At 60.9% G+C, this 24,418-nt stretch carries 27 protein-coding genes and 1 other RNA gene; 18 read left to right on the forward strand and 10 right to left on the reverse strand.

Features of this window, described 5'->3' with window-relative positions; translation table 11 throughout:
- Positions 1-243 precede the first annotated feature (243 nt).
- Together QNI81_RS04195 and QNI81_RS04200 are read left to right on the forward strand one after the other, a co-directional pair.
- Positions 244-1,956: a thiamine pyrophosphate-binding protein gene (locus QNI81_RS04195; protein ID WP_283967463.1), complete on the forward strand. Its 1,713-nt coding sequence runs from the start codon at positions 244-246 to the stop codon at positions 1,954-1,956.
- 110 nt (positions 1,957-2,066) lie between these two features.
- Positions 2,067-2,690, forward strand: a complete 624-nt coding sequence (locus QNI81_RS04200; protein ID WP_283967464.1) for a glutathione S-transferase family protein — start codon at positions 2,067-2,069, stop codon at positions 2,688-2,690.
- A 28-nt stretch (positions 2,691-2,718) separates the two neighbouring features.
- On the opposite strand, the gene QNI81_RS04205 is transcribed toward QNI81_RS04200, so the two are convergent.
- The 4 genes from QNI81_RS04205 to QNI81_RS04220 form a co-directional block, all read right to left on the reverse strand.
- Complete coding sequence (locus QNI81_RS04205) at positions 2,719-3,708, reverse strand: DUF2927 domain-containing protein (RefSeq protein ID WP_283967465.1); 990 nt, start codon at positions 3,706-3,708, stop codon at positions 2,719-2,721.
- Positions 3,683-4,873 (reverse strand): toxic anion resistance protein, encoded by a 1,191-nt coding sequence (locus QNI81_RS04210; RefSeq protein ID WP_005652065.1) that lies wholly within the window; start codon positions 4,871-4,873, stop codon positions 3,683-3,685. The genes QNI81_RS04205 and QNI81_RS04210 overlap by 26 nt, the downstream gene beginning before the upstream one ends.
- A gap of 22 nt (positions 4,874-4,895) precedes the next feature.
- Entirely contained in the window at positions 4,896-5,804 is a 909-nt protein-coding gene (locus QNI81_RS04215) for a 5-bromo-4-chloroindolyl phosphate hydrolysis family protein (RefSeq protein ID WP_065322633.1), read from the reverse strand.
- 164 nt (positions 5,805-5,968) lie between these two features.
- Positions 5,969-7,177, reverse strand: a complete 1,209-nt coding sequence (locus QNI81_RS04220) for a pseudouridine synthase (RefSeq protein ID WP_283967466.1) — start codon at positions 7,175-7,177, stop codon at positions 5,969-5,971.
- Between the two features lie 101 nt (positions 7,178-7,278).
- Between QNI81_RS04220 and QNI81_RS04225 the strand changes: the two genes are divergently transcribed.
- From QNI81_RS04225 to QNI81_RS04245, 5 genes are all read left to right on the forward strand, one after another.
- The gene (locus QNI81_RS04225) at positions 7,279-7,731 is read left to right on the forward strand and encodes a nucleoside deaminase (protein ID WP_283967467.1); all 453 of its coding nucleotides are present in this window, start codon (positions 7,279-7,281) and stop codon (positions 7,729-7,731) included.
- The gene (locus tag QNI81_RS04230; RefSeq protein ID WP_283967468.1) at positions 7,728-8,552 is read left to right on the forward strand and encodes an aminoglycoside phosphotransferase family protein; all 825 of its coding nucleotides are present in this window, start codon (positions 7,728-7,730) and stop codon (positions 8,550-8,552) included. Before QNI81_RS04225 ends, QNI81_RS04230 begins: the two co-directional genes overlap by 4 nt.
- Positions 8,553-8,639: 87 nt before the next feature.
- Positions 8,640-9,248, forward strand: a complete 609-nt coding sequence (locus tag QNI81_RS04235) for a TetR/AcrR family transcriptional regulator (protein ID WP_283967469.1) — start codon at positions 8,640-8,642, stop codon at positions 9,246-9,248.
- Complete coding sequence (locus QNI81_RS04240; RefSeq protein ID WP_283967860.1) at positions 9,245-9,532, forward strand: YciI family protein; 288 nt, start codon at positions 9,245-9,247, stop codon at positions 9,530-9,532. The genes QNI81_RS04235 and QNI81_RS04240 overlap by 4 nt, the downstream gene beginning before the upstream one ends.
- A complete protein-coding gene (locus tag QNI81_RS04245; protein WP_283967470.1) occupies positions 9,529-10,131 on the forward strand; it encodes a DNA-3-methyladenine glycosylase I in 603 nt (200 codons plus the stop codon). The genes QNI81_RS04240 and QNI81_RS04245 overlap by 4 nt, the downstream gene beginning before the upstream one ends.
- A gap of 257 nt (positions 10,132-10,388) precedes the next feature.
- Here QNI81_RS04245 and QNI81_RS04250 read toward each other — a convergent pair whose 3' ends face one another.
- Both QNI81_RS04250 and QNI81_RS04255 read right to left on the reverse strand, forming a co-directional pair.
- The gene (locus QNI81_RS04250) at positions 10,389-11,558 is read right to left on the reverse strand and encodes a M24 family metallopeptidase (protein WP_283967471.1); all 1,170 of its coding nucleotides are present in this window, start codon (positions 11,556-11,558) and stop codon (positions 10,389-10,391) included.
- A complete protein-coding gene (locus QNI81_RS04255) occupies positions 11,558-12,250 on the reverse strand; it encodes a metal-dependent hydrolase (protein ID WP_283967472.1) in 693 nt (230 codons plus the stop codon). The genes QNI81_RS04250 and QNI81_RS04255 overlap by 1 nt, the downstream gene beginning before the upstream one ends.
- A gap of 344 nt (positions 12,251-12,594) precedes the next feature.
- Between QNI81_RS04255 and gatC the strand changes: the two genes are divergently transcribed.
- The 7 genes from gatC (at position 12,595) to QNI81_RS04290 (ending at position 17,121) form a co-directional block, all read left to right on the forward strand.
- Positions 12,595-12,882: an Asp-tRNA(Asn)/Glu-tRNA(Gln) amidotransferase subunit GatC gene (gatC, locus tag QNI81_RS04260; RefSeq protein ID WP_110364075.1), complete on the forward strand. Its 288-nt coding sequence runs from the start codon at positions 12,595-12,597 to the stop codon at positions 12,880-12,882.
- A 3-nt stretch (positions 12,883-12,885) separates the two neighbouring features.
- Positions 12,886-14,373: an Asp-tRNA(Asn)/Glu-tRNA(Gln) amidotransferase subunit GatA gene (gatA, locus tag QNI81_RS04265; RefSeq protein WP_283967473.1), complete on the forward strand. Its 1,488-nt coding sequence runs from the start codon at positions 12,886-12,888 to the stop codon at positions 14,371-14,373.
- A 52-nt stretch (positions 14,374-14,425) separates the two neighbouring features.
- Positions 14,426-15,190, forward strand: coding sequence for a hypothetical protein (locus QNI81_RS04270; protein ID WP_283967474.1), 765 nt, complete (start codon positions 14,426-14,428; stop codon positions 15,188-15,190).
- Between the two features lie 9 nt (positions 15,191-15,199).
- The gene (locus tag QNI81_RS04275; protein ID WP_283967475.1) at positions 15,200-15,859 is read left to right on the forward strand and encodes an N-acetylmuramoyl-L-alanine amidase; all 660 of its coding nucleotides are present in this window, start codon (positions 15,200-15,202) and stop codon (positions 15,857-15,859) included.
- A 117-nt stretch (positions 15,860-15,976) separates the two neighbouring features.
- Positions 15,977-16,404: RNase P RNA component class A (rnpB, locus tag QNI81_RS04280), an RNA gene on the forward strand.
- A gap of 182 nt (positions 16,405-16,586) precedes the next feature.
- Positions 16,587-16,754, forward strand: a complete 168-nt coding sequence (gene rpmG / locus QNI81_RS04285; protein ID WP_005630270.1) for a 50S ribosomal protein L33 — start codon at positions 16,587-16,589, stop codon at positions 16,752-16,754.
- A gap of 241 nt (positions 16,755-16,995) precedes the next feature.
- On the forward strand, positions 16,996-17,121 hold the full coding sequence (locus QNI81_RS04290; protein ID WP_283967476.1) for a hypothetical protein: 126 nt from the start codon (positions 16,996-16,998) through the stop codon (positions 17,119-17,121).
- A gap of 159 nt (positions 17,122-17,280) precedes the next feature.
- Here QNI81_RS04290 and QNI81_RS04295 read toward each other — a convergent pair whose 3' ends face one another.
- The 3 genes from QNI81_RS04295 to QNI81_RS04305 all read right to left on the reverse strand — a co-directional run bounded on the left by QNI81_RS04295 (position 17,281) and on the right by QNI81_RS04305 (position 19,098).
- Positions 17,281-17,772 carry a GNAT family N-acetyltransferase gene (locus tag QNI81_RS04295; protein WP_283967477.1) on the reverse strand — a complete coding sequence of 164 codons (492 nt, stop codon included), beginning with the start codon at positions 17,770-17,772 and terminating at the stop codon, positions 17,281-17,283.
- A gap of 104 nt (positions 17,773-17,876) precedes the next feature.
- A complete protein-coding gene (locus QNI81_RS04300; protein ID WP_005630255.1) occupies positions 17,877-18,656 on the reverse strand; it encodes a Bax inhibitor-1/YccA family protein in 780 nt (259 codons plus the stop codon).
- 229 nt (positions 18,657-18,885) lie between these two features.
- Entirely contained in the window at positions 18,886-19,098 is a 213-nt protein-coding gene (locus QNI81_RS04305; RefSeq protein ID WP_009177138.1) for a DUF1127 domain-containing protein, read from the reverse strand.
- A 124-nt stretch (positions 19,099-19,222) separates the two neighbouring features.
- Between QNI81_RS04305 and QNI81_RS04310 the strand changes: the two genes are divergently transcribed.
- Complete coding sequence (locus QNI81_RS04310) at positions 19,223-20,140, forward strand: LysR family transcriptional regulator (protein ID WP_009177084.1); 918 nt, start codon at positions 19,223-19,225, stop codon at positions 20,138-20,140.
- On the opposite strand, the gene QNI81_RS04315 is transcribed toward QNI81_RS04310, so the two are convergent.
- Complete coding sequence (locus tag QNI81_RS04315; protein ID WP_283967478.1) at positions 20,109-21,083, reverse strand: NADPH:quinone oxidoreductase family protein; 975 nt, start codon at positions 21,081-21,083, stop codon at positions 20,109-20,111. The genes QNI81_RS04310 and QNI81_RS04315 overlap by 32 nt on opposite strands.
- Before the next feature lie 366 nt (positions 21,084-21,449).
- Between QNI81_RS04315 and QNI81_RS04320 the strand changes: the two genes are divergently transcribed.
- From QNI81_RS04320 to QNI81_RS04330, 3 genes are all read left to right on the forward strand, one after another.
- The gene (locus QNI81_RS04320; RefSeq protein WP_005638576.1) at positions 21,450-21,824 is read left to right on the forward strand and encodes a helix-turn-helix domain-containing protein; all 375 of its coding nucleotides are present in this window, start codon (positions 21,450-21,452) and stop codon (positions 21,822-21,824) included.
- A gap of 161 nt (positions 21,825-21,985) precedes the next feature.
- Complete coding sequence (gene hisN / locus QNI81_RS04325) at positions 21,986-22,780, forward strand: histidinol-phosphatase (protein WP_283967479.1); 795 nt, start codon at positions 21,986-21,988, stop codon at positions 22,778-22,780.
- A 181-nt stretch (positions 22,781-22,961) separates the two neighbouring features.
- Positions 22,962-24,302, forward strand: a complete 1,341-nt coding sequence (locus QNI81_RS04330; RefSeq protein ID WP_283967480.1) for an 8-oxoguanine deaminase — start codon at positions 22,962-22,964, stop codon at positions 24,300-24,302.
- Positions 24,303-24,418: the final 116 nt, after the last annotated feature.

The following is a 24,418-nucleotide window of genomic DNA, read 5'->3' on the forward strand; positions in this document are numbered from 1 at the left end:
GAAAGCTGTTCTCCACAGAGGGTGATCGGCATAACGCTCTGCCAAAATAGCGAAAATGCGAGGTTATCCACAACACATCAGTCCGTTTTCCACAGAACAAAAACCCAGCTTTGACGATCATAAATTAGAGATTTCGTCAAAATGACAGGGACGCCGTAAATGTGGCGAAATCACCGGCGAGAGGTCTGGGATTAACTTATTAAATAGTTATGATCGCGGCGTTCAGGAGAGGAAAACGAACAGATGTCCAGCGACAAAGCACAGCCCAACGCAGCCCCGCTTCGCAGCGGTGGCAGAATTCTTGCAGACCAGCTGCAGATCCTCGGGGCTGATACGATTTATTGCGTCCCCGGAGAGAGTTATCTGGAGTTGCTGGACGGGCTCCATGCCCACCAAGAGACCATCAAAGTGGTGACGTGCCGCCACGAATCCGGTGCCTCGAACATGGCCGATGCCTACGGTAAGATGACCGGCAAGCCCGGGATTTGCGCCGTGACGCGCGGACCGGGGGCCACCAATGCATCGAACGGCGTGCATACCGCATTTCAGGATTCTACCCCGATGATCCTTCTAATCGGGCAGGTCGGGCGCGAGATGGTGGATCGCGAGGCCTTTCAGGAGATTGATTATCGCCGCATGTTTGGCCAGATGGCCAAATGGGTGGCGCAGATCGACGATGCTGCCCGTATCCCCGAATATATGGCGCGCGCGTGGAAAGCGGCGCTGTCAGGTCGCCCCGGTCCGGTGGTCTTGGCGCTGCCTGAGGACATGCTGACCGATGAGGTCGCGGTGGCTGACCTCAGGGTGACACCGCCTGCACGCCCTGCACCGGCGGCACAGGATATCGAGACGCTGCAGGCGATGATTGCCCGCGCCGAACGCCCGATGCTGATGGTGGGCGGTCCCAGCTGGAGTGAGAGCTGTGCGCAAAAAGCACTGGCTTTTGCAGAACGGCTGGGTCTGCCGGTGACCACGTCTTTTCGCAGTCAGGACTATGTGAACAATGGGCATGACAACTACGTCGGCCCCGTAGGCATTGCGCCAATTCCCAATCTTCGCAAGCGGTTGCGCGAAGAGGTTGATCTGTTGATCACGGTTGGCCCGCGCCTTGGCGAGATGACAACCCAAGGGTATGAGCTGATCGACATCCCGCATCCACAGATGACATTCGTGCATGTTCATCCCGGAGCAGAAGAGCTGGGGCAGGTCTATCAGCCCGATCTGGCGATCCAGTCCGACCCAGAGCTGTTCTTTGATGCCGCCGATGCAATCACCGTGCCGGATGGACCATATGTCTGGTCCGATTGGGTGCAGGCACAGCGCGCCGACTACCTTGCATTCCAGACCCCGACCGAGGTGCCGGGAGACGTGAACATGGGCCATGTGGTGCGCCACATGAGCGAGACCCTGCCGGAGGATACGATCTACACCAATGGGGCCGGGAACTACACGGTCTGGCTGCACCGTTTCCACCAGCACCGCGCCTATCGCACCCAGCTTGCGCCCACCAGCGGCTCGATGGGTTACGGGGTTCCTGCGGCGGTCGCGGCCAAGCTGGAGCACCCGGACTGCACCGTGGTGGCGATGGCCGGGGATGGCTGTTTCATGATGACCTCGCAAGAGCTGGCGACGGCTGTTCAGCACGGGGCGGAGGTCATCTATGTGGTGGTGAACAACGGCATGTATGGCACCATCCGTATGCATCAGGAACGCCACCATCCCGGCAAGGTCATGGCCACCAAACTGGTGAACCCGGATTTTGTGGCCTACGCGGCCTCATTTGGGATCACGGGCGAGCGGGTGTTGAAAACCGATGACTTCCCGGCCGCACTGGAACGTGCGCGCAGCGCCAAGGGCGGCTATATGATCGAAATCGTGGTCGACCCCGAAGCATTGACCCCGAACCAGTCGCTCTCGGCGGTGCGGGCCGAGGGTGAGAGCAAGGGAAAAAGCTGAAGCCTACGCGCTTCAAAGTTGAATATTCCAATATTTTCCAAAGACTTGATTGACGCGGGCCGTTGTCCCGCGTCATTCTGCGTCGCAGAAGGACCAGAGCGGAGAATCCGATGATCGACCTCTACACTTGGAATACGCCCAATGGGCGCAAGGTTTCGATCCTGCTGGAGGAGCTCAATGTTCCTTATAATGTGCACGCGGTGGATATTACCAAGGGGGAGCAGCTGGAGGCGGAGTTTCTCACCATCAGCCCCAACAACAAGGTCCCGGCAATTCGCGACAATGAAACGGGCGTGACCTTGATGGAATCCGGGGCGATCCTGATTTATCTGGCGGAAAAATACGGCCAGTTTCTGCCGCGCGAAAACCGCATCGAGATTTATGAATGGTTGATGTGGCAGATGGCGGGGTTTGGCCCGATGCTGGGGCAGGCGCATCATTTTCTGAAATACAATCGCGGTGTCTCCGCCTACGCCGAAGAGCGATATGGCGAAGAGGCGCGCCGCCTTTACGGGGTGCTGGATCGTCGCCTAGAGGGGCGCGACTATATCATCGGCGAATACACTATCGCCGACATTGCCTGTTGGCCGTGGGTGTCACGATATGAGTGGCAAGAGATTGATCTGCGCGACTACCCGCATGTGCGTAAATGGTACCAGCGCATTGCGGCGCGGCCCGCTGTCCAACGCGGCTATCACGTGCCTGATCATGTGAACGAGATACCACAAGGATGAGGCCGCGCGCTCGAACGCGGATTGGCAGTCAGAGGGACAGATCTCCCATCACCTCTTGGGCGATACGTTCAACGATGGGTTTTGCTTCGGGCGCGCTCATACCAACGCGCAGACGGCGATCATAGAGGATCTGCAAGAGCTTCTCATCATGGCTGGTGAGGCGGGCAAATTCATCATCGTCGTTAAAGATCGAAGGCCGCGCCTTGGGGCTGTCGTTGCGCAGGCCAAGGCCTTGGGCGATTTCCTCATGGATACAGCTCTCGCGCATCAGATCCGGCTGTTCCGCGCGGATCAGGGCCACGCCGCGACTGTAGTTGAGCGGATCGCGCTGAGGCCCGCCTGCAAAAACGAGGCAATAGAACTTGCGTGGTGGTGTCGCAAAAAGCGCCACATCGCTATCTGAGAGATTGGGCAGCAGGCGGCGGACTTTATCCTCGACAAAATCCGCATCATCCACCCCGGCAAAGAGCACGGTGAAGTTGCCGCTGGTGCCGACCGTGACCGGATGCCCGGTGATCCGGGCCAGTCGTGCGGCATAGGCGGTGAGGGTGGCGCGGTCCTTCTCGGCCTGCGCTTTGGTCACCGAGGGCCCAAAGATCGGCACCAGCCGTACGGGCTGTTCCCAGCGTCCCATGCCCCCGGCACCGCCATCGGTGGCGCTGGCGTATTCATCGTAAAAGGCAAGGGTTTCAAAGCGTTCCGCCAGATCTTCGGCATCATAGGGCGTTTCAGGCCCGCCGCCATCCGTACGCAAGAGCCCGCGCGTGAGCAGGTCCTGTTCCAGATCGGCATAGTATTTGGTGAGCGTCTGCGCCTCCACCGATGGGGTATAGACCGGCTTGACCGGGCGCGGGGTCGGGCGTGGCGTATCCTTGGGACCGGGCGCAAGCGCAAGACAGCCGCCAAGCGCCAGAGCGGCGCTCAAGGCAAGGAGCGCGCCCAGTGGCCGCGCTCCGTTTCGGTTATTGTCGCGAGAGTTCACGCGGTCAGGCTCACTTGGGCACGGCGGTGCCAGCATTGTCGCCGACCCCGTCCTTGCGGGCCTTGGCTGCCGCCAATGTGTCGCGCAGCTCGGTTTCCATCTTTTTCAGCTCGGTTTCTGCTTCGGCGCGCTTGCGTTTGCCCTCGTCGGCGATTTGCAGGCTTTCCTCGATGGTGCCGATCAGGTCGGCATTGGCCTTTTTGACCGCCTCGATATCAAAGACGCCGCGCTCCATTTCCTCGCGGATGACCTTGTTGCTCTCGCGCAGGTTGGCGGCATTGGCGGTCAGCAACTCATTGGTGAGGTTGTTGGCATCGCGTACCGCATTTGCGGCTTCGGCAGAGCGTTGGATGGTCACCGCCTGCGCCAGCTGGGTTTCCCAGAGCGGCACGGTGTTGACGAGTGTGGAGTTGATCTTGGTGACCAGCGATTTGTCGTTTTCCTGCACCAGACGAATGGAGGGCAGGGACTGCATGGTCACCTGACGGGTGAGTTTCAGGTCATGTACGCGGCGTTCCAGATCGTCACGGGCTGCGCGCAGATCGCGCAGCTCTTGCGCTTTGATGACCTGATCATCCTCTGGTGCAGCCTGAACTGCGGCCTCCAGCGCGGGGATCTCGGTGGCGTCCAACTCGGCAAGCTTGGCTTCACCGGCCGCGATATAGAGGGCAAGCTCGTCGTAGAAATCCAGCGTCTTCTCATAGAGAACATCAAGCGATTTGATGTCTTTCAGCAGCGTGTGCTCATGCGCCAGGAGGCTGTCGGTGATCTTGTCGATCTGGCCCTGCACGGTCTCATATTTGGCGGTGAACTTTGCAAAGGGCGCGGCGCGACCCAAGAGGCGCTCCCAGAAGGTCGGCTTGCGGCGCACGTCCAGTTCCGACACCGAAAAGCCGCGGATGGTGGTGACGATATCGCGCAAGGAATCACCGGCAGGGCCCACATCCTTGTTGCGCACATCCGTGAGCATTGCCTGAGAGATCTGTTGCAATTCGCCCTGCGCGGCAGAGCCGAAGGAGATGATCGAATTGGTGTCGCCCATGTCGATCTCGTCGATGCGGCGACGGATCGCGGTAGAGGTCTCGGGGTCTGCAGCCTCAAGCGTGGCAAGCTCGCCTTTGGGCTCGGGCAGGGTGACATCCGTCACTTCCTTCACCAGAGTTTCAGCTTCCACTGCTTTTTTCTGAATGGTCTCAGACATGGGCCAGGCCTTTCCTGTCAGGTTAAGAGGGGCGGTCCAGTTGGACGCCTTCGCGCTCCAATCGGGCGCGCAACACATCAATTTCAATATTCAGATCGCCCCGGTCCTCCAGCAGGAGTTTTTCATTCCGGGCGGCGAAATTCTGTTCCAGATCGTCGAGCAGCGCGAGGTAGTCCGCGCGCGCCTCAACATTGCCACTGCGGGCAAAGATATCGGCAAACTTGACCGTCGCGTCCCGCGCACCAAGCAGATAGACGGTCAGATATTTGCGCGCGGCGGTCAGATCGCGCGGGTCTTCTTCGACGGTGCGGCAAAGATCGCGCGCCACCGCCTGAAACTGGTCCACGCGCAGCTCCACCTGACGATCCTTGGCGCGCAACACCGCGTCTTTCATCGCCGCCAGATGGGTTTCGGCCTCATCCACCACACGCGCCACGCGGGAGCTTTGAAATTCGTCAATGCCTTCGACACCCTTGTCGCTGAGGGGATCGATGCCGAAGGCGGCCAGATGCAGCCCAAGGCAAGCCACACCATAAAGCGCGGCGGTAATCACGCCCGGCTCGCTGGACCATGCGCCCACCGCGCCGCCGAGGCCGCACAATAGACCGGCAAGGATCTTGCGGGGCAAGGCGGGGCGGCGCGCGACTTTACGCGCCTCATAGGCAGCTTGCGCCTTAAGCCCTTCGCGCAGCATCACAGCGGCTGCGGCCCATAGGCCTGCGCCAATCAGTCCGAGGACCAGACCAGAGGCGCCAGCACCCAGTGAAAACAGCATGAGTATCGCCGCAGGCACGAACATCAGGTTCGCACGTAGGCCGACGGGATTGACCCGTGCGCTGGCCATCATGCGGGAATTGCCTGTGGGGCGCCCATCGGGGCGGGTGGATTGCTGAGCTGAAGGGCTGAACTTGCCGCCAAACCGTTGTGCCATACGTCAGACCCCGACGATCCAACCGGTCCCGATGCCCAGCATCAGGATCAGCAACGCAACATAGGCGATGGTTTGCACCGTTTTGGCCCCCAACATTTCCCCAACATATTGAAACCTAGGGGATTGCAGGCGCTCCTGCTAGGGGGAAGTCCGCTCCGGGGGGCTCAGTCTTGCGGTTTTTTGCCAAAACGCCGTGCTCCGGGGGCTGATTTGCCGCCAGAAGGCCCACCGGTTTTGCGCGCGCCCGCGCCGCTTGCGGGTTTTGAGCCAAAGCTCTTGGTGCCGGAGGGTTTGCCACCAGACGGTTTGCCAGCGCTGGATTTACCCGCAGAAGCTTTGCCAGAGAAGGTTTTGCCCTCAAACGGCTTTCCCGATCCCTTGCCAGCTCCTTTGCCGATGGGGCGGCCCTTTGGCGCGCTGCCGCCTTTGCCAGCCGGTTTTGCGCCGGGGGCTCCACCGGGATTGCGCGGCCCACGTCCGGGGCGGGTGGGCTTTTTCTTGGCTTCGCCGTCGCCTTCGGGCGCGGCCAGACCCAGCTGGTCGCGCACCACGCGGGGGCGCAGCTCTTCGACCTCGCCTTCCTTCAGCGTGCCAAGCTGGAAAGGCCCGTAAGAGATCCGCAGCAAGCGGTTCACCGGGTAGCCGACCTCTTCCATGGCGCGGCGAATTTCGCGGTTCTTGCCTTCGCGCAGCCCGATGGTGAGCCATGCATTGGCACCCTGCTGACGATCAAGGTTCACGGTCATCGGCTGGAAGCGTTCGCCGTCGATCACCACGCCTTTGCGCAGCACGTCGAATTCATGGTCCTGCGGTCGGCCATTGATGCGCACCCGGTAGCGGCGCAGCCAGCCGGTGGAGGGCAGCTCCAACTGGCGTTTGACGCCGCCATCGTTGGTCAACAGCAGCAGACCTTCGGAATTGAGGTCGAGCCGCCCGACCGTCATCACCCGCGGCAGATCCTCGGGCAATTCGTCAAAGATCGTCCTGCGGCCTTTTTCGTCCGAATTGGTCGTCACCAGACCGGTGGGTTTGTAATAGAGCCACAGGCGCGGGGCCTCGGCCTCGGGCAGGGGATTGCCATCCACCACGATGCGATCACTGCCGGTCACATTTAGCGCCGGGCTGTCGATCACTGCGCCGTTGACCGCAACGCGGCCCTCGGCAATCATCCGCTCCGCCTCACGGCGCGAGGCCACACCGGCGCGCGAGAGCACCTTGGCAATGCGGTCGCCCTCCGCAGAGGGCCGCGCGTCCCCTGTTGCGCTTGCCTGCGGGGCTTTGGAACCGCGCGGCTTCGCTGAGGGTTTCGCCTGTGGCCGGGCGCCTTTGGCTGCGCGATGCGCGGAGGGGGAGGATGGGGTTTTCTTGCTCATGGCGCTGCCATAGCCTATTCGCGAGGGCGGCGAAAGCATCCATTGCCGGGGTGCGCGGCTGTTAGTGCGGACGGTACGACGACGGAAAGGGGCATGCACACATGGAGTTTCGATCCTTCATGGCAGAGGCGCTGGAAGAGGCGCAGGCCGCCGCTGGGCGCGGTGAGGTGCCGGTGGGTGCGGTGCTGGTCAACCCCTCAGGCGAGGTGGTGGCGCGGGCAGGCAATCGAACGCGTGAACTCAACGATCCCACCGCCCATGCCGAGGTGCTGGTGATCCGCGCGGGCTGCGCGGCACTGGGCAGTGAGCGGCTGACGGGGCATGATCTCTATGTGTCGCTGGAGCCCTGCGCCATGTGTGCCGCTGCCATTGCCGCCGCCCGTGTCGCGCGGGTGTACTACGGCGCGTCTGATCCGAAATCCGGCGGCGTGGCCCACGGGGCCTGCGTGTTCGACCATCCGCAAGCGCACCATGTGCCTGAGGTTTATGACGGGTTTTCCGCATTACAGTCAGAGGCGCTATTGAGGGATTTCTTTGCGAAACGGCGCGGATGAGCCTGCCCCCCACAGACCTGTTGCGCCGCTTTGGACTGAGTGCACCGGAACTGGTCACTGAAACCACGCGCGCCAAGGTCTGGCGGGTGAGGCAGAAAACTGACACGCAAGCGGCGCTGAAATACTATCCCGCCGGGCATATGGGAAATGAAACCAGCGGCCTAGCCTATCTGGAGCGTGTCGAGCGCGCCGGGGCCGTGCGGGTGTTTGCGCGGTCAACAGATGCAGTGGTGATGGAGTGGCTTCAGGGGCCATCGCTTGGGGAACTGGCGCGCAGACAGGCCCCGGAGACCGCAGATCGCGGGTTGACCGACGTGGCAGCACATTTGTTTGCAGCAGAGGTTTGCGCAGACGGGCTGCTGTCGGTGGCCGAAATCATGGCGCCGTTGCGGGATGCCTGTTTTACCGCCCCTGAGGCGCGTGAGGCGCAAAGCATCGCGTGGGCCTGTCTGGATAAGATGCAGCGCGGCGCGGTTGAGAGTGTCGCCCTGCACGGTGATCTGCATCACGATAACATCATTCACACTGCGCAGGGGCTGCGGGCTTTTGATGCCAAGGGATTGGCGGGGCCGCGGGCGTATGAACTGGCCAATGCGTTTCGCCATCCGCGCGGGTGTCGCGCGTTTGCAGCGGATGCGCAGGTGATCCGGCACCGCGCGATCACTTGGGGGCGTGTGGCGGGATGTGGCGCGCAGGAGCAGCTAAGATGGGCCATCGCCAAGCTGTTGCTCTCAATGCTCTGGTCCGGGCAGGAGGCCCCAAAAGAGCGTGCCTTGTTACGTCAAATGCTGAGGGTGGCTGAAAAGGGCTTGCCGGATTAGGTCGATTGTCCTAACTAGGCATTAGGACAGATGACCTAATCGTCATATTCGCTCCTGTGTTATGTCTCAGTCGAGGTTGAAGTGGCGATGGCCAGTACGAGAGAGCGGATCGTCGAACAGGCCGATGTGCTGTTTTATGAGCGTGGGTATGAGGCCACCTCGCTGGCCGATATTGCCGCGCCCCTCGGGCTGTCGCGCGGCAATTTCTACTATCATTTCAAGACCAAGGACGAGATCCTGAATGCGGTGATCGACCTGCGCCTGTCGCGTACAGCCGCGATGCTGGCCGCGTGGGAGGCCGAGGGCGACACGCCGCTGGCGCGCATCACCTGTTTCATCCGCATCCTGATCCGCAACCGCGCCAAGATCATGTCATGGGGCTGCCCGGTGGGCACCTTGGTAAGCGAGCTTTCAAAGCTTGAACACATCGCACAAGCACGCGCGGCGGAGCTGTTCACGCTCTTCATAGATTGGCTCGCGGTGCAATTTCGCAGCGCCGGTGTAGAGCGCGACGCCAAGGCGCTCGCCACGCATCTGATGGGCCGCAGTCAGGGCGTCGCGGCGCTGGCGCAGGCCTTTGGCGACGAGGCGCTGATCGAGGCGGAGGTTGCGCAGATGACGGATTGGGTGGCACAGCAAATCGCGGCGCAACCCACAGATTATTCAGAACAAGAGGGAGGGTCGCTTTGTTTGTGATCTTTTTAAAATTCACCAAAGAGAAGACCCGCGCCGGAGAGGCCATGGAGGCGCATAAAGCATGGCTGGCACAGGGGTTTTCCGATGGGGTTTTCCTTGCGGCGGGCTCTTTGGACGATGGCGCAGGGGGCGCGATCCTTGCTTACGACGAAGATCGCGACGCCCTAGAGGCGCGGGTGGCGGCAGACCCTTTTGTGCGGGAGGGCATTGTCACGGCTGAGATCACCGGATTTACGCCCGCGCGCACCGATGCGCGGCTCGGGTTCCTGAAGGTGGCCGGATGAGCCGTGTTGTCACGAGCACGGATGGCCGGCAGCGCTGTGCATGGTCGGCCACGGCACCGGAGTTTGATGCCTACCACGATGCGGAGTGGGGCTTCCCGGTGGGGGACGACCGGCGGCTGTTTGAGAAGATCTGTCTGGAGAGTTTCCAGTCCGGCCTCAGTTGGCGCACCATCCTGTCGAAACGCGAGAACTTTCGCGCGGCCTTCGACGGCTTCGACTATCACAGGATGGCGGGGTATGGCCCGGAGAAAGTCGCCGCATTGTTGCAGGACGCGGGCATCATCCGTCATCGCGGCAAGATCGAGGCGGTCATCAATAATGCCGCGCGCGCGGTCGAGATGGAGGCCAGCGAGGGATCTCTGGCCGCATTCTTCTGGCGCTACGAGGTCAAGACACCCCCAGAGCCGCAGACCGTTTCCACCTGCCCAGAGTCAGTCGCGCTGTCGAAGGACTTGAAAAAACGGGGCTGGAAATTTGTCGGGCCAACCACCTGTTTTGCCTTTATGCAGGCGATGGGGCTGGTCAACGATCACGCAGAGGGCTGCTATTGTCGCCCGCTGGCGGCTGAGGCGCGCCGGGCGTTTTCGGCTCCTCTCTGACGATTGGCCTGTGATCATTTGCCTGAAACTGCAGGTGGCCGCGTAAATTTACGACAGCCCCCGCAAAAACGGGGGATTACCATGCGACTGTCGGGTTTGAGAGATTTCGCTTTGGGCTTTGCCCAAAGCGACCCGCGCCGCGCGCCCTTCGGGCGCGCGGCGCTTGGCCCAACGGGAAGCGTGGTTTTTTTATAAACCGCGCTGACGGGCGGGAGGCCAACCGCCTGCCAGTGAAGCCGACCGGTCGAGAGGCCGAGTTACTTCACCACAATTTCGCGCGGCACATCGACCAGAGCTTCGCCGCCGTTTGGGGTCACCACAAATGTCTCTGTGATCGCCATCCCCCAGTCCGGGGTCCACAGACCCGGCATCAGGTGGAACGTCATGTTTTCTTCCAGCTTGGTGGTATCACCTGGACGCAGCGACATCGTGCGCTCGCCCCAATCCGGCGGGTAGCTGAGGCCGACCGGATAGCCGGTGCGGTTGCCCTTGATGTAGCCCGCGCGGCCAAAGCTCTCATAGACGCAGGCGGCGACCTCTTCGCAGGTGACACCGGGCTTGGCGACGGCGAATGTGTCTTCGATCGCTTGCAGGATTGCCTTTTCCCCGCGGCGGATGTCCTCGGGCGGGCTGCCGAGGAACAGCGTGCGGCTGATCGGGCAATGATAGCGGCGCACGCAGCCCGAGATCTCGAAATAGGTCGCCTCACCGGGGGCCAGTGGGCGGTCATTCCAGGTGATATGCGACGCGGAGGCCTCAATGCCCGAGGGTGCGATGGGTGAGATTGCCGGATAATCCCCGGCCAGAAGCGGTAGACCCTCGATGCCTGCGGCCTGCACCCGTGCCACCAGCGCGTTTTTGGGAATGCCTTCATTGAATTCCGCGCGCAATACCCCGTGCATATGCGCCGAGAGCTTGCCTGCCGCCTGCATCAACTGCAGTTCCTGTTCGCTTTTGACCGCGCGTTGCCAGTTCACAAGGCCCGTGGCATCCGCAAAAGCATCGCGACCAAAGGCGGTCTCCAGAATCTCATGGCTGCGGGCGGAGTAATAATAGTTGTCCATTTCCACCCCGATGGCCTCTGTCCAGCCGAAGTCGCGCAGCAGCTCCACCAGTGAGTCGAACGGATGGTGGTCCGGGTGCTGGACGTGTTCTTCGGGCCAGTCAAAGAGATGGTCGGCCTCCAGCCAGGTGGTCAGCGCGGCGCCGGGCTTGTCCTGAGTGCGGCCCCACCACATCGGCATGCCGTTTTCATGCAGAATCACCGCCTGCGGGACATAAAAGCTCCAGCCGTCGTAGCCGGTAAGCCATGCCATGTTGGAAGGATCGCAGATCACCAGTGTTTTAAGGCCCTGTGCTGCCATGGCGCGGCGGGTCTTTTCCAATCTGCGGGCGTATTCGGTGGTGGTAAAATCGTTGGCGGGCATTAGAACTCGATTTCTTTCATTACCTGTGGCTCGATGACGTTGACGCCGGGAAGCCCGTCAATCAAGTCCTGTGCGCTCTGTTCCAGCAATGGAAATGTGCGATAGTGGCAGGGAATGACCGTTTTGAAGGCAAAATAGCGCTTGGCGGCATAGGCGGCGGCCTTCATGTCCATGGTGAAATGGCCCCCTGCCGACAGGATGCCGATGTCGGGCCTGTAGTAGTCGCCCATCCAGTCCATGTCGGCCATGATGTCGGTGTCCCCAGAGACATAGATCACCTGTCCCTCGGCGCGGATCATATAGCCCACTTCGCTGCCGGCGGTGCGCAGCCCGTCGCGGGTGGAAAACGTATTTGAATGGGAGGCGGGCACCATCGACACGCGGGTCTCGCCCACATCGACCGTGCCCCCTTTGTTAAAGCCCAGGGTTTCCACGCCTTCGGTTTCACCCCAATAGCCCATCAGATCATATTGGCCGATGATCGGGATCGAGAGGTGTTTGGCAAGACCAAGCACATCTGCCACGTGATCAAAATGCGCGTGGGTCAACAGGATATGCGTGGCCCCCTTGGTGGCGGCATCATGCTGGCTGTCGTCCAGCATCGGGTTGCCGGTAAGCCAAGGGTCGATGAGGAGGGTGGTCTCGCCCGTTTCCAGACGAAAGCCGCCGTGACCTAGCCAGATCAGTTTCATGCGCCGTTCTCCGCGTTGTCCAAGACGTGTGTGGAATGTCTTTTACGTGACCCTATCAGGGGTTTGGGAAAAATCCATGGCTGTGATGAAGTCATGAAAGACGATAGAGCAGGGGCAGCGCTCCCGCCCGCTCTCATGCCCCGTTGGGGCCTTGCGATCCGTTGGGCCGAGCGCGCGCGGACAGCTGTGCTGTCCGCGCGCGGGTCGCATCGGGCTTTGCCCGATGCGAAACACCTCAGTTGGCGGTGAGATTTGGATCTGGCGGGCGGAGAATTCCCAAGGCAGGCTTGCGGCGCGCAGGCACGAGCGGTAAACGCGTGGGCAAGACGAGATGAGGGTTATTGATGTCGATTGACCAAAGCACAGCCGCGAAAGTGGCCAAACTGGCCCGGATCAAGGTCGAAGAGGACGCTCTGCCTGCGCTGGCAGAGGAGTTCAACACGATCCTCGGGTTCATCGAGCAACTGAACGAAGTGGATGTCGAGGGCGTCGAGCCGATGACCTCCGTCACCCCGCAGCGCCTTAAGCGCCGCGAGGACGTGGTCACCGACGGCAACCAGCAGGAGAAAGTGCTGGCCAATGCCCCGGATGCCCGCGAAGGCTTCTTTGCTGTGCCTAAGGTTGTGGAGTAAGATATGTCTGACCTGAACAAACTGGGCCTTGCAGAGGCCCGCGATCTGCTGCGCAAGGGTGACACCACCTCTGTGGAACTCACCGAGGCCTGCCTCAAGGCCATCGACGGGGCAGATGCGCTCAATGCGTTTGTGCATAAAACCCCCGAGATCGCGCTGGAGCGTGCCAAGGCGGCGGATGTGCGTATTGCTGAAGGCGACGCGCCCGCTATGTGCGGCCTGCCCATCGGGATCAAGGATCTGTTTTGCACCAAAGGTGTCGACAGTCAGGCGGCGTCGAACATCCTCAAGGGGTTCAAGCCTGAATATGAATCCACCGTCTCGCAGAAACTGCAGGACGCAGGCGCGGTCATGCTCGGCAAGCTGAACATGGACGAATTTGCCATGGGCTCCTCGAACGAGACCTCCGCCTATGGCAATGCCATCAGCCCATGGCGGCGCGGCGCCGAAGTGACCCCGCTGACCCCCGGTGGGTCTTCGGGTGGCTCGGCGGCGGCTGTGGCGGCAGACTTGTGCCTTGCGGCAACCGGCACCGATACGGGCGGCTCGATCCGCCAGCCTGCGGCCTTTACCGGCACCGTTGGCATCAAGCCCACCTATGGGCGCTGCTCGCGCTGGGGCATCGTGGCCTTTGCGTCCTCGCTCGATCAGGCCGGGCCGATGACCAAGAACGTGCGCGACGCGGCCATCATGCTGGAGGCCATGTGCGGCCATGACGACAAGGATTCGACCTCTGCGGACCTCGCAGTGCCGAACTTCGAGGCAATGCTGACCGGCGACATCAAAGGTAAGAAAATCGGCATCCCGCGCGAATATCGCATGGACGGCATGCCTGCCGAGATTGCCAAGCTCTGGGATGAGGGCGCAGCGATGCTCAAGGCAGCGGGGGCCGAGATCGTCGAGATCTCGCTGCCGCACACAAAATACGCACTGCCCGCCTATTACGTGATTGCCCCGGCTGAGGCCTCTTCGAACCTCGCGCGTTACGACGGTGTGCGCTACGGCCACCGCGCGACGCTCGCGCAGGGTGACGGCATCACCGAGATGTACGAGAAAACCCGCGCCGAAGGGTTTGGCCACGAGGTGCAGCGCCGCGTGATGGTCGGCACCTATGTGCTGTCGGCGGGGTTCTACGACGCCTATTACAACCGCGCCCGCAAGGTTCGCACCCTGATCAAAAAGGACTTCGAGGATGCCTTTGCCGCCGGTGTGGACGCGATCCTGACCCCGGCGACGCCCTCTGCGGCCTTTGGCCTTGGCGAGATGAATGACGAAGATCCGGTCAAGATGTACCTGAACGATGTCTTTACCGTCACCGTGAACCTTGCAGGTTTGCCCGGTATTTCGGTGCCAACCGGTGTCGACACCCAAGGTCTGCCGCTGGGGCTGCAGCTGATCGGGCGGCCGTGGGAAGAAGGAGACCTTCTGAATACCGCCTATGCGCTGGAGCAATCCGCCGGATTTGTAGCCAAGCCTGCGCAGTGGTGGTAAAACACATCGCTAAGAAGAGTGAAAAGCTAGGCTGAGCAGACAGGTGACACAGATGCGAGTTTCGGGATTTATGATCGCGGTCAGCGCGATGGCACTGGTGGCCTGCAGCCCGCAGGTCCCCGACAGCGCGGCAGGGGTAGGGGACGCAACAAGTCCCTTTAACGCTCCGCCTGAGGTCGAAGCAGGCCGCACCCTGAACGGCGCACCTCTGGTGCCCGCGTCGCGCCTGTCGACTGAAACGTCTGGAACAAACGCCAACTGGCAGCAGCCCCGCCCCTCCGCCGGGGCTGCCGCAACTGCAAATGACGACATCGCCAGAGAGGCCGCAGCAGCGATTTCAGCCGCTGGTCAGAACTCAGGTCAGGCCCCGCTGGAGGCAAGCCCCTCGAACCCGGCACCCGCGCTGGTCGGCAATCCCAACCTGTCGGACGAGAATAATTTCGAGGCCGTCGCTGCCCGTCAAACCATCGAGAGTGACGCTGAGCGCATCGCACGTCAGCGTGCGCAATATCAGGTGATCACCCCCACGGCTGTGCCAGACCGCCCGCAGGATCTGGCGCCCAATATCGTGCGCTACGCGCTGTCGACCTCCAATCCACGCGGTCAGCGGATCTATAGCCGCACCGGGATCAACCTGCAGGCCCGTTCGCAGCGCCACTGCGCAGAATATGCCTCTGCCGATCTCGCGCAGACCGCATTTCTTGAGATGGGCGGGCCAAAACGGGACCGCAAGGCGCTGGACCCGGATGGGGATGGCTACGCCTGCGGCTGGGATCCTGCCCCGTTCCGCGCCGCTGTGCGCGCGCAGGGCGACTAAGCCGAACACATGTCTGATGTCTCCCCGATCTGGCATCCGAGTCCCAACTACGGGCCACGGCGTGAGGGCCTGCGCCCCCATCTGATCGTGCTGCATTACACCGCAATGCAGAGCGCCGATGCAGCACTCACGCGGCTATGTGATCCCGCATATGAGGTCTCGGCTCATTATCTGATCGGCGGTGATGGCAGACTTTGGCAACTGGTCGAAGAGGACCAGCGCGCCTGGCACGCAGGCGCAGGCGAATGGGCGGGGCAGCAGGACATCAATTCACGCTCTATCGGGATTGAATTGGACAATCGCGGCGATCATCCGTTCTCGGAGCCGCAAATGCGCAGGCTGGAAACCCTTCTGCCACACATCATGACTCGCTGGAACATTGCGCCCGAGGGGGTGATTGGCCATTCAGACCTTGCGCCCGGGCGCAAATGGGATCCGGGGCCGCGCTTCGACTGGCAGCGGCTAGCGACCCTTGGATATGCGCGGCCTGCCAGCCGGTCACATGCCGCAACCGCCGCGACACCGCAGGGCTTTCGCGACGCCGCCATGGCTTGCGGCTTTACGGCCAAAGCAGATGACGCCACGCTCCTCGAAGCAGTGCGCCTGCGCTACCGTCCATGGGGGCAGGGACCGCTCTGTGACGCAGACCTTACGCCCCTCATGGACTGACCTTCATCTTCTAACGTCAAATATCCTGGGGTGAATGCGCGTCCGCGCAGAGGGGCAACGCCCCTCCCACCCGCTCCACCTTGACGCAGCGCCGATGCAGGCGTAGGCAGACCGCGCGCAGAGAGCCGGATGGCCGCGTTGGGGCACACGCCCCCGCGAGGAAAGTCCGGACTCCCTGAAACAACGGTGCCGGGTAACGCCCGGGCAGGGCAACCTGACGGAAAGCGCCACAGAAATGAGACCGCCTCGCCGCTCTGGAGGTTCGCCAAAGGATGCGACGGGGTAAGGATGAAACGGTGGGGTAAGAGCCCACCGCACCGCTGGCAACAGGGGTGGCACGGCAAGCCCCACCGGGAGCAATGCCAAATAGGGCCTCCGCGCGGGCCGGGTCGGGCAACCGAGACCGCCGCTAGGGATGTTTCACCCGAGAGAGGCCGGGTTGGCAGCTAGAGGCGTCCGGCAACGGGCGTCCCAGAAGAATGGTCATCAAACCCTGCCTTTCGGGGCAGGGGGAACAAGATCCGGCTTATAGGCTCTCTGCGCAAAATACGTAGCCTTTCCAGGCGCGACAGCATCGTAATCCGCCCCTAAAGCGGGATTTTAGTGAGAGCTGCAATTTAGCCGGGCGAATCCTATTGACACTCGCCACCACAAAGGTAAAAGCGCACGCTCATATAGGAATTAGACCCGAGAGGCCCCCTGCCTTTTCGGACGCAGGAGAAGCACAATGGCGAAGCCGACGACCATCAAAATCCGCCTGAACTCGACCGCGGGCACGGGCCACTTCTACGTGACCAAGAAAAACGCGCGCACCATGACCGAGAAAATGACCGTTCGTAAATACGACCCGGTCGCGCGCAAGCACGTCGAGTACAAAGAAGGCAAAATCAAGTAAGCCTTTCGGGGTCCACTGGATCTCAGTCTAAAAAAGGTCGCGCATCGGGCGCGGCCTTTTTTGTTGTGCAGCACTGACCATATGCGCAGCGCAGGGTTTACCCGCAGGAAACGGTGTCGCGCTTATCTAAAATGCAGAATGTGTGCCGGGCCTTGGCCGTGGGATCTGCACATTCCTGCCCTATTTCGCGGTCAGACCTCTAGGCGTGGTGTGAGAGTTAGAGAGTGGAGAGGGTGATCTTATGAAAAGCCTGATTGGATTGTCTGCGCTGATGTTGTTGTTGCCTGCAGTTGTGGCACTGACCGAACAGCAAGAAACCGTCGCAGTGCTGAAAGCCCCGACAGTTGTTGATGTCAAAGCGCTCTGATCTGGGCAGACGGATTGCCTCGCGCGTCGATTGATTTAACGGAAGTTACCCCCCTGACGAGCGCCGTTGAAGGGAACCATGCCAAGGCTCAACCGGATTGAAGCAGGCCCACCGGTGATGCACCGGGGCGCCAAATGCGCCTCCGGCAGGGGCGTGCCATCAGGACTTGGTTTCGCGGTCCTTGCGCCACTCTGCCATGGTGAGAACCGGCTCCAGCCCAAAATGACGCATCAGCGCGACTGAGGCCGCATTGAAGGGCGCGTAGGTCACGCCGATAACATCGGCCCCTTTCTCAAGTGCGTCCTGTTTCATTCGCGTCATCAGCGCCTTGCCCACCCCGATCTGACGCAGTGCGGGGGTGACGGCTATGTGGTGCACCATTGCGCGCCGCTCTGCCGGGCGTACGGGCAGGGCGGGGCGATCCTCTATCCCATAGATCAGATACCCCATAACGGCGTCCTGAGGGCTGATGGCGGCGAGGGCGCAAATCTCTGGTTTCTCCAGCCACTCCTGCAACCACGCACACAGATCAGCGTCCTCGGGGTCAGGTGTGTGGCGTTCAGGCTGGTGCTCGACATGGAGCGCGTGCAAGTCCTGCAGCAGTGGCACCAAGAGCGTGGCCCGCTCTGGGCCAATGGGTTCAATCTTCATCGGTCAATCCTTGGGTCGTGTCGAAATCAAATCAGGGGTCTGAAAATGAAAAGGGGCGGATCAATCTGATCCGCCCCGGCTGTCTGTAAGTTGGGAAGTTGCGGTTATTCGCGGTTCCCGAGCAGCTGGAGCAGCATCATGAACATGTTGATGAAGTCCAGATAGAGGCTCAGCGCGCCCATGACGGCAGCCTTGCCAAGCCATTCCTGATCGCCAGCATGTGCCATCTGCAGGTAGTCGTTCTTGATGCGCTGGGTGTCATAAGCGGTGAGGCCCGCAAAGATCAGAACACCGATCACGGAGATTGCAAACGCCATCGCGGAAGACGCGAGGAAGATGTTCACAACCGACGCCACGATCAAGCCGATCAGACCCATGATCAGGAACGAACCCATGCCGGAGAGGTCTTTTTTGGTGGTGTAACCCACCAGCGACAGACCCGCAAAGGCGATGGAGGTGACGAGGAACACCTGCGCGATGCTTTCACCGGTGAAGGTCACGAAGATCGAAGAGATCGACAGACCCATCAGTGCGGCAAAAGCGTAGAAGACAACCTGAACGCCAGCGGCGGACAGACGGTTCACGGCAGCGCCAAAGCCAAAGAAGACAAAGGCCAGCGGGGCGAACATGATCACCCATTTCAGCGGCGACGCATAGATCGCGTAGCCGAAGTTGGTCAGATAGCTGTCAGAGCTCAGTTGCGCGACGGCATTGGCCGGGTCAGAGGTGACCGACAGGCCTGCAATCGCCCAAGCGGCGAGGAAGGTAATAAGTGTGCCCACGGACATGGTGCCGTAGACTTTGTTCATGTGGGCGCGAAGCCCGGCGTCGATCTCGGCGCTGCGCGCGCCGGCAGCAGATCGAATGCTGTCAAACTGTGCCATGTGTCATGGTCTCCGTCTAGATTCTCCCTCAGAGCACACCCGCGACGCGGATCTGCCTGTTGCCTCAAATATTGGCTTTTGCGCCCGCAGGTTCAAGAGGTTCGGGCCTGCAATCGAGGTAAAATGAACGGCAGTTTGGCAAGTTTTTTACCGGAACCGGATCCGCTTAGCGGGGTGAGCCGGTTCCGGCCGTTTTTTGGCTCTGTTCTTGGTCTGCACTGAGCGCACCTCAGCTCAACCAGTATTGCGGTGCATCCCATGCTTTGCGGCGTGCCTCGGCATCAGCAGCCTCGCGGGTCAGACCGACGTCTTTCAGCTGCTCATCGCTGAGTTCGGCCAGATGCATACGCTGGCGGCGCAGCGCAAACATCTGAGCGATGTATAAAAAGAGCGAGGGGCGCCGCAGATAGACGGGGCGGCTGTGTTCAATGCAATTCGCCATGATGGCCTCCTGAGATTGTTTTGTGATGGATGCGCTTGATTGCATCACTGATATTGATGTATACAGAAGGCACATACATTCTCAAAACGAATGATTTTGAAGTGATACATCAAAAGGTGTGATGATGAGAAATTTGGACATAACCACGCTGCGTTCTTTTGTGGCGGTTGCCGACACTGGCGGCGTCACGCGTGCGGCGTCTTTTCTGCATCTGACCCAGTCGGCTGTGTCCATGCAGCTCAAACGTCTCGAAGAGATGCTGGGGGTCGAACTTCTGGATCGTTCGGGGCGTAATATCGGTCTGACAGCCGCAGGCGAGCAGCTCTTGGGGTTTGCGCGCAAGATGCTGAGCCTCAATGACGAGATCATCACCCGCCTGACCGATCAGGCCTTTGAGGGCGAGGTGACGCTGGGGGTGCCCCATGATGTGGTGCATCCGGTGATCCCGATGGTGATGCAGCGCTTTAATGTGCAGTTCCCGCGCGTGAAGGTGAACCTATGTACCTCGAATACGCGCGATCTGAAGATGGATTTCGATCAGGGACGGTTTGACCTCATTGTGACCACCGAAACAGCCGCTGGCGCGGGCGGAGAGGCCATCCACCAGATGCCGCTCCAATGGATTGGCGCGCTGGGTGGGCAGACGTGGCGGCAGCGCCCGCTTCGGATCGGGTTCTGCCGCAATTGTATCTTCCGTGGGTTGGCAACGGCTGCGCTCGATGATGCGGGTATCCCTTGGGAAATGGCGGTGGACAGCGAGTCTGACCGCACCGTGGAGGCCACCGTCAGCGCAGATCTGGCCGTTGGCGTACTGCTTGAGGGCACCCAGCCTGCGCATCAACAGGTGATCGACCACGGTGGCAGCCTGCCACGATTGCCTGTCCAGCACATCAACCTCTACGGCGCAGAGCGGGCACGGGCGCAATACGTCGACCACCTCGCAGGCCTGATCCGTCAGGGGTTTGCCGGGCTCTCGCAACCTGGATTGCGCGCCGTGGGAACCGAAATGGTCAGCGCCGGAGCCCAGCTTGGGGTTGCATGATGACCTTGCCGGTGGCGGCGCGGCTGCGGATGAGTTCCAAGCCTTGCGCCGTCTCACACAGGGGCAGCCGGTGACTGATATGCGGCTTGATCCGCCCTTCGGCCAGCCACAGCATTAGTCGCTCAAAGGTCTGTCGCCCCAACTCAGGGCGCAGTTTCACCAGCCCACCGAGATAAAAGCCAAACACTGTCAGGTTCTTGACCAGCAGGTGATTGGCCGGAATTTGCGGCACCTCACCGCCTGCAAATCCGATAGGCAGCAGCCGACCGCCGGGGTTGGTGGCGCGAAACGCGGCCTGCCAGATGTCACCGCCCACCGCGTCATAGACCACATCCGCGCCGCCCAGATCCTTGACCCGTTGGCGCAGATCCTCGGTGGCGTCGATCAGATGGTCCGCCCCCGCCGCGTGCGCCACCCTGAGCTTTTCCGGCCCGCGCGCCTGCGCGATCACCTCTGCACCAAGGAGTTTCCCAATCTCAACCGCCGTGAGCCCCACGCCCCCGGCAGCACCGGTCACCAGCAGGCGCTCTCCGGGTTGCACCTTGGCCAGATGCTCCAAGGCAAGCAGGCTGGTGCCATAGGCGATCAAGGACGCAGCCGCAGCGTCATAACTGACATTTTCGGGAATATGCACTGCGCGGCTGGCGTCAAATACGCCCATTTCCGCCAATCCATCTTGGCCGCTAAATACCGCGACGCGGTCGTCGATTTCAAATTCCGAAATTTGCGCACCTATTGCGGTGACCCGACCCGCGCATTCCAACCCCGGTGTAAAGGGGAGGGGAGGTGTATCCTGATAATTCCCCTTGATCATTAATAGGTCGGCAAAGTTCAGGGCGCAGGCATGGATTTCAACAGCGATCTGATCCGGGCCCAGAGGTGAAATTGGCGTTTCAATCAGATTTCCACTCTGCCCATGGTTTACTATACGAAAGGATAGCATTTTGGTTTCCCTCGTTATTTTCCGACTTGAGTGATTCGAAACAAAGATGAGTGTTTTGACACCGATTTCACGCCTCGCCATTTATGGTGAGTGGCAGCAAACCGTATTTGTACCGTCTTTCGCGATAATTTTTGATGCATAAAATCATATATTTGCCTGCCGAGGCTCGTAGAGCGCGTGTTGGAAAACTTGTATTCAACCACGAAGAGCGTACACTTTCCACATAACTGAACTTCTGACCCTAACCAAAAGATCCCGATGTCGGCTTGTGCGCCATCGGTATGCGGGTCCGGAACAGTGGTTTGCGGCGTAGAACTTCGCGCCGCACACCAGTTTTCTGGAGGCCGTAGCTGGGAGATACTACAAATGGCACATCCCGTCGACATTCACGTTGGCAAACGCATTCGGCACCGTCGCTGGCTTATTGGCATGACCCAGCAGCAATTGGCAGAAAAGGTTGGGATTAAATTCCAACAGATCCAGAAGTACGAAACCGGCGCAAACCGCGTCAGTGCTTCCCGGCTTTGGGATATTTCTGACGCGCTGGATGTAAATATCAGCTTCTTCTTTGAAGGGCTGCAGGATGAAACTGCGAAAGTGGTCCCCGAAAAAGCCCGCGTTCCTGCGGATCTCATGGGCGACAAGGAAGCTCTGGATCTGGTGCGGTCTTACTACGCCATCCCGGAAAACCAGCGTCGCCGACTGTTCGAACTCGCGCGCGTCCTCAGCGACGTCGCCTGAGACAACAGCTGACTACGAAGGATCTAGGCCGCATTGCGCGGCCTTTTTCATGCGCAGGCCCCGCGCCCGGTTGCGTGCCCCCGTGCTTTGGACTTGAAATGCTCACGCCTCTCATGGCACGCGATTGAGGCTTGCCAATTCAATGACTGGGGCCTCGTGTCATGACCTATTCCGCCAATCTCTCCGATCTGGAAGTCGCGCGCCGTTTGGCGGATGCGGCCCGAGAAGCGATCTTGCCGCATTTTCGTAACACGGCCACCACCGCAGACAATAAACTGGATGCGGGTTTTGATCCGGTGACGGTTGCGGATCGCGCCGCCGAAGAGGCTATGCGCGTCGTGCTGGCCGAGTTGCGCCCCGAAGACAGTATTCTGGGCGAAGAATTTGCGCCCACGACAGGCGATAGCGGGCGGACATGGGTGCTTGACCCGATTGATGGTACGCGCGGTTTCATCACTGGTACACCCACTTGGGGGGTGCTGATTGCGCTGTCGGATGCAAACGGCCCGATGCTGGGCGTCATTGATCAGCCCTATATCGGTGAGCGGTTCGAGGGCTGCCGGGGGCATGCTCAGGTGATCGGCCCCCATGGCACGCGCCCGTTGCAAACCCGAAAGACCAATGCGCTTGGGGATGCCATCCTGTTCACCACCTTCCCGGAGGTCGGCACCACCGAGGATCGCGCCGGGTTTGAACGTGTCGCGCGCCACGTCAAACTGACCCGCTTCGGCATGGATTGCTACGCCTATGCGCTATTGGCGGTGGGGACTGTGGATCTGGTGATTGAGGCTGGATTAAACGCCTATGATATCCAAGCTCCTATCGCGGTGATCGAGGCCGCAGGCGGCATTGTCACCAATTGGGAGGGCGGCCCGGCCCATGATGGCGGTCGCGCACTTGCTGCTGCAAACCCGGAAATTCACGCAGCGGCACTGGCATTGTTGCAGCGCGCGTAATGGACCACGGGCAAGCGCGTGTTTTCAAGGCAATTGCAGAAGCAGTTTTGTAAATTGCCTGACTTGCTCTTTTAGCGGCGGCTGGGATAGCAATAGATCTGCGCCGAGTCCTTTGCCCGTATTCCGTCGGCGTCTCTTCACCTCCACCTTATGAAACGGGCAGATTTTGGAGCGTGAAGTCGTGACTGATTTTCTTTTGAAAAATGCCGAAACCCTGCTGACCATGGATGATGACCGGCGGGTGTTGAAATCCGCCGACATCCGCGTTCGGGACGGTGTGATTGTTGAGATCGGGCAGGGTCTGCAAGGGGCAGAGGCAACCGTGGACGCCAGCGGCACCGTGGTGACGCCGGGGCTCGTCAACACCCATCACCACCTCTATCAGAACCTCACCCGCGCCGTGCCGGGCGGGCAGGATGCGCTGCTGTTTGGGTGGCTGCAGACCCTTTATCCGATCTGGTCGCGCATGGGGCCGGAGCATTTGCAGGTCTCGACCCAGCTTGGTCTGGCAGAACTGGCGCTGTCGGGGTGTAGCCTGACCTCGGATCATCTCTATCTCTTTCCCAACGGTGGACGGCTGGACGACACCATTCATGCCGCGGCCGAGGTTGGGCTGCGGTTCCACCCCACCCGCGGCGCAATGAGCATCGGTGAAAGCGACGGCGGCCTGCCGCCCGATGCCTTGGTGGAGCGCGAAGCCGACATTCTTGAGGATATGATCCGGGTGGTGGATGCGTTTCACGATCCCAGCGAAGGCTCCATGTGCCGGGTGGGGCTCGCGCCCTGTTCGCCATTCTCGGTCAGCCGGGAGCTGATGCGCGACGCGGCGGTGCTGGCGCGCGACAAGGGCGTGATGCTGCACACCCATCTGGCGGAAAATGACGAGGACATCGCCTATAGCGAGGCGAAATTTGGTTGCCGCCCCGGTCAATACGCCGAGGAACTGGGCTGGACCGGCGATGATGTCTGGCACGCGCATTGCGTGAAACTGGACGTGGAAGAGATTGACCTCTTTGCCAAAACCCGCACGGGCGTGGCCCATTGTCCCTGTTCCAACTGTCGCCTTGGCAGCGGTATCGCGCCGGTGCGCCAGATGCGGGATGCGGGCGTCAAAGTGGGGCTGGGGGTGGATGGATCTGCCAGCAATGATATTGCCAACCTCTGGGACGAGGCGCGACAGGCGATGTTGCTGCAACGGGTCGCCAATGGCGCGGATGCCATGTCCGCCTACGAGGCGCTGGAGATTGCCACCCGGGGCGGTGCGGATGTGTTGGGGCGGCCCGATTGCGGGCGTATTGCGGTCGGAAAACGCGCAGATCTGGCGGTCTGGGATGTCTCTGGCCTTGCATCCAGTGGCAGCTGGGATCCGGCGGCATTGGTTCTGGCGGGGCCGCGACAGGTGCGCGACCTTTTTGTCGAGGGGCGTCAGGTGGTGGCTTGGGGCCGTATGACCACGCTGGACCTCTCGGCGGTGATCCGTCGGCATGGCGAGATGACGCAAGCTCTGGCCAACGGGGCCTGAGCGTTTGGTTTGAAGGTTGGAGGATGCGAGGCGCTGCCTCGCGCTCCGGGATATTTTGAGTTAGAAGAGCTTGGGGTGGCGCCGTGGCGCCGCCCTTTGTTATTTTATTGGGGTTT

This window comes from Tritonibacter sp. AK171 (assembly GCF_030127025.1).
In the GTDB taxonomy this organism is placed as follows: Bacteria; Pseudomonadota; Alphaproteobacteria; order Rhodobacterales; family Rhodobacteraceae; genus Epibacterium; species Epibacterium mobile.